Source organism: Streptosporangium sp. G12 (genome assembly GCF_052983175.1).
In genome coordinates this window covers 42,553-61,107 of sequence record NZ_JBRIQO010000033.1, presented here as the reverse complement: position 1 = coordinate 61,107, position 18,555 = coordinate 42,553, and the positions used below count along the sequence as shown (strand labels likewise).

The 18,555-nt window shown below is 72.0% G+C and carries 15 protein-coding genes; 12 read left to right on the top strand and 3 right to left on the bottom strand.

Annotated features, from left to right (window positions below):
- Window positions 1-104: 104 nt before the first annotated feature.
- Both ACVCAG_RS38610 and ACVCAG_RS38605 read left to right on the top strand, forming a co-directional pair.
- Window positions 105-1,304, top strand: coding sequence for a cytochrome P450 (locus ACVCAG_RS38610; RefSeq protein WP_440087938.1), 1,200 nt, complete (start codon window positions 105-107; stop codon window positions 1,302-1,304).
- A gap of 93 nt (window positions 1,305-1,397) precedes the next feature.
- Window positions 1,398-2,594: a pentapeptide repeat-containing protein gene (locus tag ACVCAG_RS38605; protein ID WP_440087937.1), complete on the top strand. Its 1,197-nt coding sequence runs from the start codon at window positions 1,398-1,400 to the stop codon at window positions 2,592-2,594.
- A 154-nt stretch (window positions 2,595-2,748) separates the two neighbouring features.
- On the opposite strand, the gene ACVCAG_RS38600 is transcribed toward ACVCAG_RS38605, so the two are convergent.
- Window positions 2,749-5,037 carry an AAA family ATPase gene (locus ACVCAG_RS38600; protein WP_440087936.1) on the bottom strand — a complete coding sequence of 763 codons (2,289 nt, stop codon included), beginning with the start codon at window positions 5,035-5,037 and terminating at the stop codon, window positions 2,749-2,751.
- A 129-nt stretch (window positions 5,038-5,166) separates the two neighbouring features.
- On the opposite strand from ACVCAG_RS38600, the gene ACVCAG_RS38595 reads away from it, so the two are divergent.
- From ACVCAG_RS38595 to ACVCAG_RS38575, 5 genes are all read left to right on the top strand, one after another.
- A complete protein-coding gene (locus ACVCAG_RS38595) occupies window positions 5,167-5,505 on the top strand; it encodes a hypothetical protein (RefSeq protein WP_440087935.1) in 339 nt (112 codons plus the stop codon).
- 25 nt (window positions 5,506-5,530) lie between these two features.
- Window positions 5,531-6,322 (top strand): alpha/beta fold hydrolase, encoded by a 792-nt coding sequence (locus tag ACVCAG_RS38590; protein WP_440087934.1) that lies wholly within the window; start codon window positions 5,531-5,533, stop codon window positions 6,320-6,322.
- 82 nt (window positions 6,323-6,404) lie between these two features.
- Entirely contained in the window at window positions 6,405-7,688 is a 1,284-nt protein-coding gene (locus ACVCAG_RS38585; protein ID WP_447191326.1) for a M20 metallopeptidase family protein, read from the top strand.
- Window positions 7,689-8,184: 496 nt separating this feature from the next.
- The gene (locus ACVCAG_RS38580) at window positions 8,185-9,969 is read left to right on the top strand and encodes an ABC transporter transmembrane domain-containing protein (RefSeq protein ID WP_440087974.1); all 1,785 of its coding nucleotides are present in this window, start codon (window positions 8,185-8,187) and stop codon (window positions 9,967-9,969) included.
- Complete coding sequence (locus ACVCAG_RS38575) at window positions 9,966-11,789, top strand: ABC transporter ATP-binding protein (RefSeq protein ID WP_447191325.1); 1,824 nt, start codon at window positions 9,966-9,968, stop codon at window positions 11,787-11,789. Before ACVCAG_RS38580 ends, ACVCAG_RS38575 begins: the two co-directional genes overlap by 4 nt.
- A gap of 61 nt (window positions 11,790-11,850) precedes the next feature.
- On the opposite strand, the gene ACVCAG_RS38570 is transcribed toward ACVCAG_RS38575, so the two are convergent.
- Window positions 11,851-12,369, bottom strand: coding sequence for a winged helix-turn-helix transcriptional regulator (locus ACVCAG_RS38570; protein WP_440087931.1), 519 nt, complete (start codon window positions 12,367-12,369; stop codon window positions 11,851-11,853).
- A 110-nt stretch (window positions 12,370-12,479) separates the two neighbouring features.
- Between ACVCAG_RS38570 and ACVCAG_RS38565 the strand changes: the two genes are divergently transcribed.
- Window positions 12,480-13,265, top strand: coding sequence for an SDR family oxidoreductase (locus ACVCAG_RS38565; protein WP_447191324.1), 786 nt, complete (start codon window positions 12,480-12,482; stop codon window positions 13,263-13,265).
- Window positions 13,266-13,348: 83 nt separating this feature from the next.
- A complete protein-coding gene (locus ACVCAG_RS38560) occupies window positions 13,349-13,681 on the top strand; it encodes a nuclear transport factor 2 family protein (protein WP_440087929.1) in 333 nt (110 codons plus the stop codon).
- 55 nt (window positions 13,682-13,736) lie between these two features.
- Here ACVCAG_RS38560 and ACVCAG_RS38555 read toward each other — a convergent pair whose 3' ends face one another.
- Window positions 13,737-15,131, bottom strand: a complete 1,395-nt coding sequence (locus ACVCAG_RS38555; protein ID WP_440087928.1) for an NAD(P)H-quinone dehydrogenase — start codon at window positions 15,129-15,131, stop codon at window positions 13,737-13,739.
- Between the two features lie 153 nt (window positions 15,132-15,284).
- Here ACVCAG_RS38555 and ACVCAG_RS38550 point away from each other — a divergent pair, with 153 nt between their 5' ends.
- From ACVCAG_RS38550 to ACVCAG_RS38540, 3 genes are all read left to right on the top strand, one after another.
- Window positions 15,285-15,737, top strand: coding sequence for a gamma-glutamylcyclotransferase (locus ACVCAG_RS38550; protein ID WP_440087927.1), 453 nt, complete (start codon window positions 15,285-15,287; stop codon window positions 15,735-15,737).
- A gap of 191 nt (window positions 15,738-15,928) precedes the next feature.
- A complete protein-coding gene (locus ACVCAG_RS38545; protein ID WP_440087926.1) occupies window positions 15,929-16,732 on the top strand; it encodes a purine-nucleoside phosphorylase in 804 nt (267 codons plus the stop codon).
- A 75-nt stretch (window positions 16,733-16,807) separates the two neighbouring features.
- Window positions 16,808-18,451, top strand: coding sequence for a phospho-sugar mutase (locus ACVCAG_RS38540; protein WP_440087925.1), 1,644 nt, complete (start codon window positions 16,808-16,810; stop codon window positions 18,449-18,451).
- Window positions 18,452-18,555: the final 104 nt, after the last annotated feature.

Below are 18,555 nucleotides of genomic sequence, written 5' to 3'. Positions count from 1 at the left end.
CGCACCTCCCGTGGTTGACAGAACTTCTGAACGCGACGTGGTTTCCGAGCCGCCAGAAACACGTAATATCTCGAGTAGCACCCAGGCCGACGAGAGGAACGACCATGGAGCACACCCTCGCCACGCTGCCGGCCGCGCGCCAGCCCGGCTGCCCCTTCGACCCGCCCAAGGAGCTGGTCCAGGCCCGCGAGCACGGCCCGATCAGCCGCTACACCTTCCCCGACGGGCACGAGGGCTGGCTGGTCACCGGATACGACCTGGTCCGGTCGGTCCTGGCCGACTCGCGGTTCAGCTCGCGCAAGGAGCTCATGCGCCACCACCCGCTGATCGACTACGGCGACATCGAGGTCCCCCCGGCGCCGCCCGGCGAGTTCCTGCTGATGGACGATCCGCAGCACAGCCGCTACCGCAAACCGCTGGTGGGCAAGTTCACCGTACGGCGGATGCGGCTGCTCACCGAGCGCGTCGAGCAGGTCACCGCCGAGCACCTGGACGCGATGGAGAAGGCCGGGCCGTCGGCGGACCTGGTGACCGCGTTCGCCAAGCCCATCCCCTCCGTCATCATCTGTGAGCTGCTGGGCGTGCCGTACGAGGACCGGGGCTCCTTCCAGGAGCACATCGACAAGTTCCTCGGCGGGGAGGCCGGCGACGAGGAACTGTTCGCGGCCTACGCGGCGACCCAGGAGTACCTCGCGGAGCTGGTGGCCGCCAAGCGCGCCGACCCCACCGACGACGTGCTCAGCGACCTCACCGACAGCGATCTGACCGACGAGGAGCTGCGGGGTGTCGCCCTGATCCTGCTGGCGGCCGGGTTCGACACCACCGCGAACATGCTGGCGCTGGGCACCTTCGCGCTGCTGCGGAACCCGGAGCAGCTGGCCGCGCTGCGCGCCGATTCCGGGCTCGCCGACGGGGCCGTGGAGGAGCTGCTGCGGTATCTGAGCGTCGCCAAGCAGTTCATGCGGGTCGCTCTGGAGGACGTCGAGCTGGGCGGCCGGACCATCAAGGCCGGCGCGACGGTCATCCTGTCCTACAACACCGCCAACCGCGACCCCGAGCGCTTCGCCGATCCCCACGCGCTCGACCTGCGCAGGCAGGACGGCGGGCACCTGGCCTTCGGCCACGGCATCCACCAGTGCCTGGGCCAGCAGCTGGCCCGCGTCGAGATGCGGGTCGCCTTCCCCGCGCTGTTCAACCGCTTCCCCACGCTGCGCCTGGCCGTACCGGCCGAAGAGGTCCCCCTGCGCCCGGAGACCGCGGACATCTACGGGGTCAAGAGCCTCCCCGTCACCTGGGACGTGTGACCGCGAGCACCCGGCAGAAAAGGGTGCAAGCGGGTGTCTAGCGTGATGCAATGATCCGCTGACACGATCGGGGCTGCTTTGAAGGAGGCTCCCGTGCGTCGTTCCATCCCCCTGGCTCTCATCGCCGCGATCTTCGCGCTGTCGGGGACAGTGATCTCTCCCGCCCAGGCCGCGGCCGGGCCGTGCAAGCCCGGTCAGGGCGTCAACCTGCGTGGCAAGGACTTCACGCGGGGAGCACAGCTCCCCGCCGTCCTGCGCTGTGCCGACCTGACCAAGGCCAAGCTGGACGGCGTGGAGCTGCTCCAGAAGGACCTCACCGGAGCGATCCTGCGCGACGCCTCGCTCAAGCAGGCCAACCTCACGCAGGCCACGCTGAAGTACGCCGACCTGCGGGGCGCCGACCTCTCCGAGGCCGACCTGGGCCAGATGCACGCCGACCACGCCGACCTGCGGGGCGCGATCCTGATCGACGCGGAGGCGGGGCAGGCGGAGTTCCCGCACGCGAACCTGACCGGGGCGACCCTGACCAGGGCCGAGCTGACCCAGGTCGACTTCACCAACGCCAAGCTGATCGACGCCGACCTGGAGGAGAGCACCCCCGGCCAGCTCAAGGCGCGCAAGGCCGACTTCACCCGGGCCAAGCTCCGCGAGGCCAAGATGAGCCAGGCGAACCTGCGCAACGCGACGTTCAAGGACGCCGACGTGAGCGAGGCCGAGTTCACCCAGGCCGAGCTGGACGGCGCCGACTTCACCGGCGCGCTGGTCGAGGGCGCGTCCTTCATCCAGGCCGACGACGCCGACCTCACCGGTTCCAAGGGCAAGCCCACCGGTCTCACCGTCGCGGTGCCGACCTCGCTGTCCGATCTCGACATCTTCAAGACCGAGGAGAGGGACGCCCCCGGGGACGAGCCCGCCCCGAGCGGCGGCCCGTCCGTGGGACTGGTCATGGTCGTGCTCAGCGCCGTGGGCCTGGCGCTGACCGTGGTGGCCTGGGGTGTCAGCGCCCAGCGGCGGACCCGGCGCAACGCCCAGTTCGTCATGATGCGGCGCGGCGCCGAGGAGGACATCACCCGGCTGGGCGAGGGGATCGACCAGCTCGACTACGAGTTCCAGGTCAGCGGGCGCGGCGGCATGACCGCCGACCGCGACTGGCGCCTCGCCCTCGACGCCTACGAGGCGGCCAAGCAGGCTCTTCTGGTCGCCCGCCGCCCGGAGGAGCTGCACTTCGTGGCCCGCGCCGTCCAGGACGGCGGGGCCGCCCTGGACCGTCTCCGCTCCCGCGTGCACTAGAGCCTACGGACTTCGGATCGGCCGCCTGGTCGGTCCTCTCCGGGATGACGGATGACGGCCTGGAATGGATGTCGGACATGTCAGCCTCCCCGAGGCTGAAGGTTTCACTCTGGGAGGCGTAACTTCACCGTGCATGATTTGTATGTGATGTGGATCACAGCACCCAGCGAGCAGGGCCGCCCGGTGCGGGCTGGTACCGGAAGAGATGGCCGGTGCGCAGTGAAGCCCGCAGGTGGGCCCCGGCCAGGGGCGCCGCCGCCTCCACCCGTTTGACCGCCGTCCACAACGCCCGGGTCGCGTTGACCCGGGCCCGCTCGGCCTCGCCGGACTGGCTGCGGGCCCGCCCGCCCAGCCCGGTGGCCTTGCGCAGCTCGGCCAGCAGGGCGGTCCGCTCCTCCTGGACCACCCTTGCCCGTTCGGCGTCGCCGGCCCGGTCGGCCGCGTCGAGTTCCTCGGCGAGCGCCTCCAGTCGGCGCCGGTAGGCCGCGCGGGCGACGGCGTCGAGAATCGGGGCGCCGTGGGGGACGGTGAGGCCGGCTCCTCCTGCGACGAGGTCCAGCGCGGCGATCTCTCGCCTGGGCGCAGCCAGCAGGATCCGCAGGTACTCCATGCCGCGTCCGTCACGCAACCGGGCCACCTCGGTGCCGGCGTCCAGTCGCCAGCCCTCGCCGTCGCGGTGCAGAGACCACTCGTTTGCCGGTGGAGTCAGGGTGGTCAGGAACGCTCCCATGCCGAGGCGCTGCGCGATCGAGCGAGCCTGGTCCAGGTCTTCCTCCGCCCGGAGCAGGTCGCCTGCACCGTCGCGGGCGGTCAGCGCCCGTGCCCGGGCGGCCAGCGTGCCGGCGAGCCAAGGCAGCGCTCCGAGCCGTCGCTCCAGCGTCACTGCGACGTCCAGGTGGGTTATCGCGAGGTCGAGCCGGCCAAGTCGCATGGCGAGCCGGCCCAGGTAGTCGTCGACCGGGCCGCTGATCATGTTAGCGCCGCCCGAAACGACCAAACGCCTGTGGTAGGGGGCCAGCGCGTCGTACAGGGCCTGGGCCGCCGCCGGTTCGCCGACCAGCGCCGCCACGATTGCCAGGTCGGCGCACACTCCGAGCCAGCGCGGCCCCGATCCGGCGAGAACAGCCGGCAGCAGTCGTTCGAGCTCAAGACTTGCCTCGTCGCCCCGCCCGGACTCGGCCAGTGCCCGGGCGGCGGCGGCCTCGAAGAAGTGACCGGGCAGCCGTCGGGCAATGTCATGCCAGGGAGCCATGAGCGAGTCGTACTCGCCGCGCATCATGGCCAGGGCGGCGCGCAGCGTCCCGACCAGGCGTTCCGTGTCCGCGAGCCCTACACGCCCGCCCAGTACGCCCACCTCGGCGGCAAGCGTGGCCGCCGTGTCGAACCGTCCCCGGATCGTCGCCAGCATCGCCTGACGCGCCAGCACCACCACCGCCGCCTCGGAGTCGCCGGCCAGTGAGCTGGCCCGCGCGTAGGCCGTCAGCGCGGACTCGGCCGCCTCCAGTTCTCCCAGCTCTGCCAGGGCGATGAAACGCCAGAACAGTCCGCGCCGCTCGGCCTCAGCGTCCCCGGCCCGCCGGGCCTGCGTCACGATCTCCGACGCGGTGGCCAGCCGTTCGTGGGCGGCCGCGGGATCCCACAGCGCGTGCAGCCCGGAGTCGAGGACCTCGGCGATCGCGCCGGGAGTGCCGACCTCCTGGGCCAGCGTCACCGCCTCGTCGATCAGCGTACGCCGGCGCCGTCCGGCCGACGGGTCGCCCAGCAGTTCGCGCGCGAGCCTGGCCAGCACACGGGCCCGGGAGCCAGGAGCCTGCGTGCGTTCGGCTGCGGCCTCCAGCAGACGGATGAGACCGGGGTCGAGATCGAGGAACTCCGTCCGCGACGGCGCGGTCAGCGCCAGGTGGAGGACCGGGTCGCAGGTGACGTCGAGCCGAGCCAGCTCATCGGCGAGGCCGAGTGCGGCTCCGGGCAGCCCGCCCGAGGCCAGCCACACCGCGTGGACCGCGTCGGCGGACAGGCCCGGGCTCAGCTCGGCGAGCTCCGGTTCCGTCAGGCCACGCAACCGCAGCTCCGGCTTCAGTCCGGTGGGTTCCACGGCGGTCGTGACCAGGATCGTCGCGCCGGACACGAGCCGAGCCGGCAAGGCTGGGAAATCGACGGCGAACGTGTCGGCGTGGTCGACGTCGTCGATGAGGAGCAGGCGCGGGCCGTCAGCCGCCTGGGCGAGGCGATCCGGCGACTGAAGCCAGGACACGGTGGGGGCGGTCGCACGGAAAACCGGGATCTTCCGTTCGCGGGCCAGGTCCGCGGCGGCGTCGATCAGCGCCGACTTGCCCGAGCCGGGCGGACCGGTGACGACAAGCTGGCCGCTGTCCCCTGCCGCGGCCCGGTCGAGCAGCCGTGCCACTGCGGCGAGCTCCCTTTGGCGTCCAATCAAGGCCATCTGTGCAGCGTAACGGCTTGCCGCGACCGGCCCTTACCGGTTCTGAGGCTCTGCCCTCCGACGCTCAGGCTCGGTGGTCGCGGCTGGAAGTCTCTCGACGGTTGACTTCGGATCTGATGCGTTCCCTCCGTGAGGGTGGACTCCTTCACCGCGGACGGCAAGATCATCGACGTCCGGCGGACCGTCACCGGCCACGACGCCATCCGTGCCTGGGCGGACGGCGAGGTCATCGGCGACACGCTGCGGGTCCTGTCGGCCGACCGGCGACGCGCCGATGGACAGCGGCCGCCGGCCCACCGGGCTCCGGCCGGTTCGGCCGGTTCGGCCGGGGGGCGCGCCCACCACGACTTCTCGGTGTCCGGCGGGAAGATCTCCGGCGCGGACCTCCAGCGCGCCCAACCGGCCCCGGATGGCTGTGGCCTGCGTCACGTACAAATCGTGCCCCCCTCGGTTACGCCCTCTGGGTGAGATTCCTTTGCGAAAAGAGGGGGACATGACGGACACACGTGACATCCGGTTTTTCGGTGGCCTGGCCGGTGACATCCGGGGCACGGACGACGACCGCCCGCCGCTGGTCTTCCTGCACGGTCTCACGTACGACCGCCGCCAGTGGGGACCGCTGCTGGACGAACTGGCGACCGTCGATCCGGGCCGGCGGGTGCTCACACTCGACCTGCCCGGGCACGGGGGGTCGGCGCGATGGGACGGCTACGACCTCGACAAGGTCGTGGCCGCCCTCCACGCGGCGGTGACCGAGGCCGGACTCGCCGCGCCGATCGTCGTGGGGCACTCGCTCGGGGCCGTGCTGGTGACCAGGTACGCCGCGGCCCACACGACCCGTGGCGTGGTCAACCTCGACCAGCCGTTGCTCGCGGGCAGGTTCGGCGATGTCCTGCGGCAGGCCGAACCGGTGCTACGCAGCCCGTCCTGGCGTGAGATCTGGGACCGGATGCTCGGCGACATGCAGGTCGACCGGTTGCCGCCGGCGGCGCGGGACCTGGTCTCCACGGCCACCGATCCGCGGCAGGACCTGCTCCTCGGCTACTGGAACGAGATCCTGGTCACCTCCGCCGAGGAGCTCGGCCGCCGCCAGACCCACCTGCTGGGCGTGATCCGGTCCAGCGGGGTGCCGTACCACTACGTGGCCGGCCGTTCGCCGGATCCGGCGTACGAGGGATGGCTGAAGTCCGCCCTGCCGGACGTCACCGTCACCGTGCTGTCCGGCAGCGGCCACTTCCCGCACCTGGTGTACCCGCGCGAGCTGGCCGGGATGCTGGCCGGCTGAGCCGGCCCGCTCCAAGACGTCCTTCCTCACCACATCCCCGCCGGCCGGGCCCGCCCGGCCGGCCTGACGATCGGAATGTTCAATGAAGCCACCGAACCGGCTGCGCGACGACGCCGCAGCCCTGCAGGACGACCTCGTACGGCTGCGGCGTGACCTCCATCGGCACCCGGAGATCGGCCTCCACCTGCCACGCACCCAGCGGGCGGTGCTGGACGAGCTGTCAGGGCTGGGGTTGGAGATCACCCCGGGCCGGTCGTTGAGCTCGGTGACCGCGGTGCTGCGCGGCGGGCGACCCGGCGAGGCGGATCCCGGCGGCGAACCCGCCCCCGCGGTGCTGCTGCGCGCCGACATGGACGCCCTGCCGATCACCGAGCTGACCGGGTTGGACCACGCGAGCCAGGTGGACGGCGCCATGCACGCCTGTGGGCACGACCTGCACACGGCGATGCTGGTCGGCGCGGCCCGGCTGCTCAGCGCGCACCGCGACGCACTGGCCGGCGACGTGGTGTTCATGTTCCAGCCGGGCGAGGAGGGCTGGAACGGCGCCGCCCGCATGATCGAGGAAGGGGTGCTGGACGCGGCGGGACCACGGGTCTCCTCGGCGTACGGCATGCACGTGCGCTCGTACGGGGCCCCCGCCGGCCTGTTCCGCAGCAGGCCCGGCCCGTTGATGGCGTCGATGGCGGAGCTCAGGGTGACCGTGCGCGGAGTCGGCGGGCACGCCTCCATGCCGCACCTGAGCCGCGACCCGGTCACGGTGGCGGCGGAGATCGTGACCTCGTTGCAGACCATGGTCACCCGGCGCTTCGACGTCTTCGACCCGGTGGTCGTCACGGTCGGCTTCATCAATGCCGGGACCACGTCCAACACCATTCCCGACACGGCCACGATCAACGCCACGGTACGCACCTTCTCGCCGGCGAACCAGACGCGGCTGCCCGGCGAGGTCACCCGGCTGTGCCTGCACATCGCCGAGGCGTACGGGCTGACCGCCGAGGTCGACTACATCGAGGGCTACCCGGTGACGGTGAACGACGAGAAGCAGTACGAGTTCGCCCGTACGGTGGTCTCCGAGGTGCTCGGCGCGGACCGGTTCGTCCCGATGGCGTCCCCGGTGAGCGCCGCGGAGGACTTCTCCGAGGTGCTCGGCGAGGTGCCCGGCTGCTATCTCATCCTGGACGCGAGCGCCGCGGACGATCCGGCCACGGCGCCGATCAACCACAGCCCGCGAGCGGTGTTCGACGACGGAGTGCTCTCCGACGGCGCGCTGGTTCACGCGGAGCTGGCGATCCGGGCACTGCGCCGGCACGCGGAGCGGCGGTCGCCCGCCACCTCGCGTGGATCCGTGCCGGGCGAGGTCGCGTAGCGGCCGGCGCCGCTTCCTGCCGCGTGGCCTCGCGCGGGGACGACCACTCGGCGTCGCTCACCCACCTCAGGCGGCGGGCACCTGTGCCCGCCTTCCCTGGTGTCGCGGTGCCCGCTGTCACGGGAGTTTCGAGGTGGACCGCCCCGTGAGTCGGCGCCCCAGCCGTCCACGATCTTTTGCACCGAGAGTGAAAAAATACGGTGTTTTGGGCGCCCTTAATCTGCATGATTCCCATACATAAAGGTTGTCGCTGACCGGGTGGGGGCGGGTACCCCCTGCCTCATATGGGCTTTTCGGGTGGTTTGCGCATGCGCTGAACCCTTACAGCCTGAGTAAAGATACTTGGCGGTCAGTGGTAAACATGGGAGTAATCACGATGTTACGGATGGTGGGTCTCGGACCCGTCCTGCGGCGGCTTCGAACCGGCCTCGCCACGTCCCGCCCCTCGTCGAGAGGCCACCGCGTGCCGAGCGGGCGCGGAGACGGCACGACCGTCATGCGGCAGGGGTTCAATGTCATCGGGTACGCCATCCGCAGTGAGCCGCGCATCTTCGCCGGCGCCGTGCTGGGCAGCTCCCTCTACGGTTCGATGACAGTCGCGTCCTCCTGGGCGCTGGGCTGGGCCACCGAGCACGCGGTTCTGCCTGCCTTTCGAACGGGCCACGCGGCCACCGGCACGCTGGTCACCGCCGCGCTGCTGATCGCGGGCGTGACGGTGCTCAAGGCGCTGGGGCTCATCGCCCGAAGGGTGGTCGCCGGCGTCATGCAGTACCGGATGCAGGCACGTTGGCGCCGCCTGGTGACCCGTCAGTACCTGCGGCTGCCGCTCGCCTGGCACCATCGGCACCCGACCGGACGGCTGCTGTCCATCGTCAGCTCCGACATCGAGGCCGTCTGGGCCCCGCTCGGCCCGCTGCCGCTGGCGGTCGGTGTGGTCGTCATGCTGTTCACCGCGGCCGTCGCCACCATGGCCGTGGACCCGGTGCTCACCCTGCTCGGCTTCTTGATCTTCCCGGCGATCGCCGTGCTCAATTTCGTCTACCAGCGCAGGCTCTCCCCGCTGGTGACGCGAGCCCAGCAGTTGCGCGCCGAGGTCAGCGAGATCGCGCACGAGAGCTTCGAGGGGGCCCTGGTCGTCAAGACCCTGGGCCGGGAGGACACCGAGGCCGAGCGCTTCCAGGCCGCGGCCGACCGGCTGCGCGAGGCCAACATCGCGGTCGGCCGGGTGCGCGGCCTGTTCGACCCGCTGCTGGAGACGATGACGACGCTCGGCGTGCTGGCGGTGTTGTTGTTCGGCTCGCTGCGCCTGGCCGCGGGGGACGTCACCTCCGGTGAGCTGGTCCAGGTGGCCTACCTGTTCACGCTGCTCGCCTTCCCGATCCGCGCGCTCGGCTGGGTGCTCGCCGAGCTGCCGCGCAGCGTGGTGGGCTGGCGACGGGTGCGGGAGGTGCTGAGGGCGTCCGGGTCCATGGAGTACGGGCCGGCCCGCCTGGGATCGCAGGGCCCGGCCGAGCTGGAGGTCCGCGGCCTGAGCTTCGGGTACCTGCCCGGCGCTCCGGTGCTGTCGGGGGTGAGCTTCGTGGCCTGGCCGGGCCGCACGGTTGCGATCGTGGGCCCGACCGGGTCGGGCAAGTCGACGCTGACCCAGCTTCTGGTCCGGCTGATCGACCCGGACGAGGGCCGGGTGCTGATCGACGGGGTGGACCTGCGGGACGTCGCGCATGGGGAGGTGAGCCGCGCCGCGGCGCTGGTGCCGCAGCAGACGTTCTTGTTCGACGACACGGTGCGCGGCAACCTGACCCTCGGGGCCGGGGAGAGGATGCCGGATGAGCGCTTGTGGGCGGCGCTGCGCCTGGCGCAGGCCGACGGCTTCGTCCGCGCCCTGCCCGAGGGCCTGGACACGCGCGTCGGTGAACGCGGTACGACGCTGTCGGGCGGACAGCGTCAGCGGCTGGCACTGGCCCGCGCCCTGGTCCGGCGGCCCCGGACGCTCATCTTGGACGATGCCACCTCCAGCGTGGACGCCCAGGTCGAAAGCCGCATCCTGTCCGGCCTGCGCGACGGTTCCGTCGACGCCACGGTGATCGTGGTGGCCTACCGGATGGAGACGATCGCACTGGCTGACGAGGTCGTCTACCTGGAACAGGGACGAGTGGCCGACCGCGGTGCCCACGAGGAACTGCTGGCCCACTGCGAGGGCTACCGCAACCTCGTCACCGCCTATGAGCGCGAGAGGGCCGAGCGCGCGACGCTCGACGTCCGTGAGGAAATCAACGCATGACGGCGCGGGTGGAAGAACGCGGCGCCACCGCCGCCAAACCGGGGGCGGGCCTGCGGACGGAGGAGCGGGACGCACTGGGAACGCTGCGACACGGCCTCGCGCTGTCGCCGGAATTCCGCACCGGGCTGCCGGTGACGCTGCTGCTGGCCGTGCTCGCCACGGTCGGCAAGATGATCGTCCCCATCGCGATGCAGCAGGTCATCGACTGGGGCCTCACGGACACAGGGTTACCGGACATCGGCTTCATCACCCGGGCCGTCCTGCTGTGCGCCGCCGCCGTGCTGCTGACCGCGCTGTGCGGCTACCTGATGAACGTTCGGCTTTATCGCTCCACCGAGTCCGGCCTCGCCGGGCTGCGCGGCAGGGCGTTCCGGCACGTCCACGACCTGTCGGTGCTCACCCAGAACACCGAGCGGCGCGGCGCCATGGTCTCCCGGGTCACCGGCGACGTGGACCAGATCAGCACTTTCATGCAGCGGGGTGGCCTCATGGTCATCATCTCGGTGGGCCGGCTGCTCATCGCCGGCGTGCTGATGGCCGTCTACTCCTGGCAGCTCGCGCTGGTGGTCTGGGCCTGCTTCCTTCCACTGGTCGTCGTGCTGCCGAGGTTCCAGCGCTGGGCGACCCGCGCCTACACCCAGGTACGTGAGCGCACCGGTGAGGTGCTGGCGGTGGTGAGCGAGTCGGTGGTGGGCACCGCGGTGATCCGGGCCCATGGCTCGGAGAAGTGCACCGCGCGACGCGTCGACCAGGCCATCGGCGCCCAACAGGCGGCGCAGACCCGTGCCCAGAAGATCACCGCGTTCACCTTCCCCACCACCGAACTGGTCGGCGCGATCGTGCTCGGCGTCGTCGTCGTGCTGGGAGTGCGGCTGGGGGTGGACGGCACGATCTCGGCCGGGCGGCTGGTGGCGTTCCTCTTCCTGGTCACGTTGTTCATCAGCCCGCTGCAGGCCCTCACCGAGGTGCTCAACGAGGCGCAGAACGCTGTCGCCGGCTGGCGGCGCGTGCTCAGCGTCCTGGACACTCCCGCCGACGTCGCCGACCCGGGAAAGAAGGGCGCGGTGCTGCCGCGCGGCCCGATCACGGTGTCCTTCGAGGGCGTGGGCTTTCACTACCCCGACGGCCCGCGGGTGCTGCACGAGGTCACGGTGGAGATCGCGCCGCGCACGCGCGTCGCTGTCGTGGGGGAGACCGGCTCGGGCAAGACGACCTTCGCCAAGCTGCTCACCCGGCTGATGGACCCCAGCAGCGGGCGCGTTCTGGTCGACGGGGTGGACCTGCGCCGAATCCGCTTCTCCTCGCTGCGCGAGCGCGTCGTCATGGTCCCGCAGGACGGCTTCCTGTTCGACGGCACCCTGGCCGACAACATCCGCTACGGCCGTCCCTCCGCCACCGACGACGACATCGCCCTGGCGATGGCCGAGCTCGACCTGACCGACTGGCTGGAAGGACTGCCCGCGGGGTTGGCCACCTCCGTCGGCCAGCGCGGCGAGTCGCTGTCGGCCGGCGAGCGCCAGCTGGTCGCCCTGGCCCGGGCGTACCTGACCGACCCCGGCCTGCTGCTGCTGGACGAGGCGACCTCCTCGGTCGACCCCGCGACCGAGGTGCGCATCGCCCGGGCGCTGGACAACGTCGCCCGGGGCCGTACGGCCGTCTCGATCGCTCACCGCCTGTCCACAGCCGAGACGGCCGACGAGGTGCTGGTGTTCGAGCACGGCCGCATCGTCCAGCGCGGCCCCCACGCCGAGCTGGTGCGGCAGGACGGCGTCTACGCCGACCTGTACGCCTCGTGGACCTCCGCCGCCCGCATCTCCTGACAGCGTCGCGGGAAGTGGGAGCACGGCGCGCACCGGTGCGGCGGCCCCGAACCCGTCCGCGTCAGACCCGGCTCCGGCCTGCATCGCCGTTCCCGGGCGTGCGGGCGTAGCGGGCGCGCATGAGCTCGCTCGCGACGGGACCGGCGGCGAAGACGAACTCCTCGCTGGAGTCGAGGCGGCGGCCGGTGGCGGCATCGACGACGGCGGGCTCGACCTCCTGGCCGGTGGCGGCGTCGACGAGGATCATGGCGCGCTGTGACGGGTCGAGCCGGGAGTTGCCCCAGGCCGCCAGTGCGACGATCACCGGGCGCAGGGACCGGCCCAGCTCGGTCAGGACGTACTCGTGGCGGGTGGGGTTGCTCTGGTAGGCGCGGCGTTCCAGCAGCCCGTCGGCGACGAGGGTCTTCAGGCGGCTGGTCAGCATGCTGGAGGAGATGCCCAGGTTCTCCTGGAACTCGTCGAAGCGGGTGTAGCCGTCGAAGGCGTCGTGCAGGATCAGCAGCGTCCACCACTCCCCGACGTGGGCCACCGTCGTCGACAGCGGGCATTCACGATCTTCCAGCCTGATCCGGCTCGCCACCGTTACCCCTCCTCGAATAGTTACTGCTAAAGTCGAAGTGACTCACTCCTATTTTAGCAGCAACTGGGGGTGCGGGCCCCGGCGTGCCCGTACCCGGAACGGAGCACATCGTGGAGACCTCCATCGGCGACTCCCTCGACGGGAGGCGCGCCCTGGTCACCGGCGGCACCAAGGGCACGGGCGCCGCCATCGCCAGGCGTCTCGCGCGGGCCGGCGCCACGGTGCTGGTGACCGCCCGCACCCGGCCGGACGACGTCGACCCCAAGCTGTTCATCGCGGCCGACGTCTCCACCCGCGAGGGCACCGACAGCATCGTCGAGCAGGTTCTCGACCGCCTCGGCGGCGTCGACATCCTGGTCCACAACCTCGGCGGCTCCGGCTCGCCCGCCGGAGGCTTCGCCGCCCTGGACGACGACGCGTGGGACAGGGAGCTCAACACCAACCTGCTGGGCGCCGTCCGCCTGGACCGCGGGCTCCTGCCCGGCATGATCGAGAACCGCTCCGGCGCGATCGTGCACGTCTCCTCGATACAGCGCCGGATGCCGCTGCACGACGCGACGCTGGCCTACGCCGCGGCCAAGGGGGCTCTGACCGTCTACAGCAAGGGCCTGGCCAACGAGGTCGCCCCGCACGGCGTGCGGGTCAACTCCGTCGCCCCCGGCTTCATCCGGACGACGGCCGCCGAGGAGCTCGTCGACCGCATCGCCCTCGGCTCCGGCATCGACAGGCAGGCCGCGCTGGGAAAGCTGATGGACTCCCTCGGGGGCATCCCCCTCGGCCGCCCCAGCCTCCCGGAAGAGGTCGCCGAACTCGTCGCGTTCCTCGTCTCCGACCGCGCCGCCTCCATCGTCGGCGCCGAGCACGTCATCGACGGCGGCACCCTGCCGACCGTCTGATCCCGCTCACCGGGCCGGCCGTCCGGCCCTGCCCACCGATCCGACCGTCCGAGCCCACCCACCACACCGAAGGAAGTGTCCCCATGTCCGACGCGCCCACCATCCCAGGCACCGTCCGCCGCTACTTCGAGCTGGCTCCCCTGCCCGACCAGGACGCCTATTTCGCGCTGTTCACGGACGACGCGACCGTGGAGGACGAGGGAGTCGAGCACCACGGCATCGCCTCGATCCGCGCCTGGCGCACCGGCGTGCCCGCCGTCGCCTACACCGTCACCGGTGCCGGCCTCACCGACGGCGGCGCCACCCTGGCCACCGCGGACATCTCCGGCGACTTCCCCGGCAGCCCGGTGACCCTGCGGTTCCATTTCGAGTACGGCGACGACGGGCGCATCCGCGTCCTGCGCATCCGTCCCTGAGCCTCGGCCGCCACCGCCTCAGAGGCCCGGGACGACACGAGATCGAACGGACGGGTCAGATGCCGCTGGGGGTCATCGGCTGCATGAGGCGGCGGGCGGCCTCGGTGACGGAGCCGGACAGGGAGGGGTAGACCGCGAAGGTGTGGGCGATCTGGTCGACCGTCAGCCGCTGCTGGACGGCGACCGAGACCGCCAGGATCAGCTCCGACGCGCGGGGGGCGACCACCACGCCGCCCAGGATGATGCCGGTGTTCGGGCGGCAGAAGAGCTTCACGAAGCCGTCGTTGAACCCCTGCATCTTGGCGCGGGCGTTGGTGGCCAGCGGCAGCTTGACGATGTTGGCCTCGATCTCCCCGTTCTCGATCGCCCGCTCGGCGATGCCCACGGCGGCGATCTCGGGGTCGGTGAAGATGGCGGAGGCGACGGTGGCCAGACGGAGCGGGTGCACGGCCTCGCCGAGGGCGTGCCAGACGGCGATCCGGCCCTGCATGGCGGCGACCGAGGCGAGCATCAGGACCCCGGTGCAGTCTCCGGCCGCGTAGACGCCGGGCGCGGAGGTGCGGGAGACCTTGTCGACCTGGATGAACCCGCCCTTGTCGAGGGTGATCCCGGCCTCCTCGAGGCCGATCCCCGCGGTGTTGGGGACCATGCCGACCGTCATGAGGCAGTGGCTGCCCTCGGCGGTCCGGCCGTCCTCCAGGGTGACGACCACGCCGTCCGGGGTGCGCTTGACGGACTCGGCGCGGGAACGGCCCATGACGTTCATGCCACGGCGCCGGTAGACCTCTTCGAGGACCTCGGCGGCGTCGGCGTCCTCGTTGGGCATCATGCGGTCGCGGGAGGAGACGAGCGTGACCTCCGAGCCCAGCGAGCGGTAGGCGCCCGCGAACTCCGCGCCGGTGACGCCGGAGCCGACCACGATGAGGTGCTCGGGCAGCTCCTCCAGGTCGTACAGCTGGCGCCAGGTGAGGATGCGCTCGCCGTCGGGCTCGGCGCCGGTCAGGATGCGCGGGGTCGCGCCGGTCGCCACGATGACGACGTCCGCGCGGATCGTCCGGTCTCCGGCCCTGACCACCTGCGGATCGACCAGCCGCCCCGGGGCCTTGATCACCTCGACGCCCTCCGCCGCCAGCCGGGCGGCGATGTCGGCGGACTGCGCGCGGGCGAGATCCTTGACGCGCCTGTTCACCAGCGGCATGTCGGCGATGACACCGCCGACGTCGCCGTCGGGGCCGCCGGTGTAGTGGACCCCCAGCATGCTGGCGTCGAGGAGCGCCTGCTTGCGCACCGAGGTGGCGATCAGCGTCTTGGACGGTACGCAGTCGGTGAGGACGCAGGCCCCGCCGGGGCCGTCCTGTTCGACCACGGTGACCTGCGCTCCCAGTTGGGCGGCGACCAGCGCCGCCTCGTATCCGCCGGGACCGCCACCGATGATCACTATCCTCGTCACATAGCCCATTCTCCCGCATGGTGGGACCGGACATCGCTCGGCATCCCTCCTAAACCACGAAACCTCCACAAAACCACCGGGATTCCACGAGACATCGGCGTGGCTTCGAAGCGGGGTGAGCGTCTCGCGGATCTTGGATTAGTGTTTGTCTCCGTGCCTGTCTACGCCGCTTACGGCAGCAACATGGACCCGAAGCAGATGGCCCAGCGGGCCCCTCACTCCCCGATCAGGGGGACGGGCTGGCTCCAGGGCTGGCGCCTGACCTTCGGCGGGAACGACCTCGGCTGGGAGGGCGCGCTCGCCTCCATCGTCGAAGACGCCGCCCACCAGGTTTTCGTCGTCCTCTACGACGTGCCCGAGTGGGACGAGAGCTCTCTCGACCAGTGGGAGGGCGCGGCCCGCGGCCTCTACCACAAGGTCAAGCTCCGGGTGCAGACCATGGAGGGCGAGGTCGTGGCGTGGTTCTACGTGCTCGACGGGTACGAGGGCGGGCTGCCCTCGGCTCGCTACCTCGGCATCCTGGCCGAGGCCGCCGAGCGCGCGGGTGCCCCCGACGACTACGTCAGGGAGCTGCGCGGCCGTCCCTGCACCTCCCTGGGGAGCTGAGGGCGACCTTCCCCGGGAACTCCCGGGGAGCCGGAGGCGCCACGTCGCCACCGGCCGCGCGAGCACGCGCGGAAGTCCGCCGGGCGGCTCACCGGGAGCACCGGCCGGATCAGGTCGAGGGCCTGGTCGAGCGCGCCGCTCGCAGGAGACACGGCGCGGTGCGAAGGCGGACGACCGGTACGCTCGGTGACGTGACAAACGACCCGTATGCACTCGCCACCGACGCCGCGGACGCGCTGAGAAGCGCCGTCGGCGTGGATTCCTTCGACGTCGCGCTGGTGATGGGGTCCGGCTGGGTCCCGGCCGCCGACGCGATCGGCGAGACGGTCGCCGAGATCCCGGTGACCGACCTGCCCGGCTTCGCGCCGCCCGCCGTGCAGGGCCACGCGGGCCGGATCCGCGCCGTCAGGACCGAGTCGGGCAAGAACGTGCTGATCTTCCTCGGCCGCACCCACCTCTACGAGGGCCGCGGCGTGGAGCCGGTCGTGCACGGCGTACGGACCGCGATCAGGGCCGGGGTGGGCACGGTCGTGCTGACCAACGCCGCCGGGGGCCTGCGCCCCGAGACCCAGGAGGTCGGCGAGGCGGTGCTGATCAGTGACCACATCAACCTGACCGGTGCCAGCCCGATCACCGGCGCCACCTTCGTCGACCTCACCGACGTCTACACCCCGCGCCTGCGCGAGCTGGCCCGCGAGGCCGACCCGTCGCTGGCCGAGGGCGTCTACGTGGCCTTCCGCGGCCCGACGTACGAGACCCCGGCCGAGGTCCGCATGTGCCGCATCCTCGGCGGCGACATGGTGGGCATGTCCACCGTGCTGGAGGCCATCGCGGCCCGCGAGGGCGGCGCCGACGTGCTGGGCATCTCCCTGGTCACGAACCCGGGTGCCGGGCTGGTGGGCGAGCCGCTCAACCACGAGGAGGTGCTGGAGGTCGGCCGGGCCACCGCCACGCGCATGGGCGGCCTGCTGGCCGCCGTCGTCGGCAAGCTGTAAGCCGGCGGACCGACTTCAGGGATCAACAGGAGGCGGGCCCGGCGAGCGGACGGGCCCCGGCCCCGAGAGGTGACGATGAGCAGCGATCTCGCAGGGCTCGCCCGTTCCTGGCTGGCCCAGGACCCCGACCCCGACACGCGCGCGGAGCTGGAGAAGCTGCTGGAGAGCGGCGACGGCGACGCGCTGCGCGAGCGGTTCGGCTCCAGGCTGGAGTTCGGCACCGCCGGGCTCCGGGGCGAGCTGGGAGCCGGTCCCAACCGGATGAACCGGGTGACGGTCATGCGCGCCGCCGCCGGGCTGGCCCGCGTTCTCGGTCCCGGCAGACACGTCGTGATCGGCTACGACGCCCGGCACAAGTCGGACGCCTTCGCCCGCGACACCGCGGCCGTGCTCACCGGGGCCGGGCTGCGCGCCTCGCTCCTCCCCGGTCCGCTGCCCACCCCGGTGCTGGCCTTCGCCGTCCGCCACCTCGGCGCCGACGCGGGCGTGACCGTCACCGCCAGCCACAACCCGCCCCGCGACAACGGCTACAAGGTCTACTGGGGCGACGGCTCCCAGATCGTGCCGCCGGTGGACGCGGAGATCTCCGCCGCCATCGACGCGACGGGGCCGGTCTCCGGGCTGCCCCTCGGCTCCCCCGGCGACCCGGCCTGGAGCGAGCTGGACGACGGCATCGTGGCCGCCTACCTGGAGGCGGTGACCGCGCTCCCGATCGGCGGCGCACGGGAGCTGCGGGTGGCGTACACCCCGCTGCACGGCGTGGGCGGCGACACCCTGGTCAGGGCCTTCACCGCCGCCGGGTTCGACGCGCCCGCGATCGTCGGGGCGCAGGCCGAGCCCGATCCCGACTTCCCCACCGTCGCCTTCCCCAACCCGGAGGAGCCCGGCGCGATGGACCTCGCGCTGGAGCTCGCGGAGCGGGTCGGCGCCGACCTGATCCTGGCCAACGACCCCGACGCGGACCGTTGCGCGGTGGGCGTGCCGCTGCCCGGCGGCGGCTACCGGATGCTGACCGGCGACGAGGTGGGCGCCCTGCTGGGCGAACACGTGATCCGGCAGACCTCGGGCGACGGCCGTCTGGTGGCGACCACCATCGTGTCCTCGTCCCTGCTCGGCAAGATCGCCGCCGGGTACGGGGTGCGCTACGCCGAGACCCTGACCGGCTTCAAGTGGATCATGAAGGCCGGGGAGGGCCTGCTGTTCGGGTACGAGGAGGCGCTGGGATACAGCGTCGGCTCCGACCTCGGACTGCCCGTGCACGACAAGGACGGCATCGGCGCGGCACTGACCGTGGCCGGGATCGCCGCGCGGGCCAAGCTGGAGGGCCGCGGCCTGCTCGACCTCCTGGACGACCTGGCACGCCGTCACGGCCTGCACGCCACGTCCCAGCTGTCGTTCCGGGTGGCCGACCTGTCGCTGATCACCGGGGCCATGGCCCGCCTGCGGGCCACGCCGCCCGCGCGGCTCGGCGGTCGCGAGGTCGAGGCGGCCGACGACCTGAGCCTCGGCGCGGGCGGGCTGCCGCCCACCGACGGCGTCCGCTACCACCTGGCCGGAGGCGCCCGGGTCGTCGTCCGCCCCTCGGGCACCGAGCCCAAGCTCAAGTGCTACCTGGAGGTCGTGGTCCCGGTGACCGGCGAGGTCTCCGCCGCCCGCGCGACGGCCGTACGGGATCTCGACGCCCTGAAGGCCGACCTCGCCGAGGCACTCGGCCTCTGACCTGCCGGAACCGGCGCGAGAAGGCGCCTGCGGCACGGCCGGCGGGGCCCGGTGCCCGGCCGGCGGCCGGCCACGATCACCGGCACGGCCGCGGGGGGCACCCT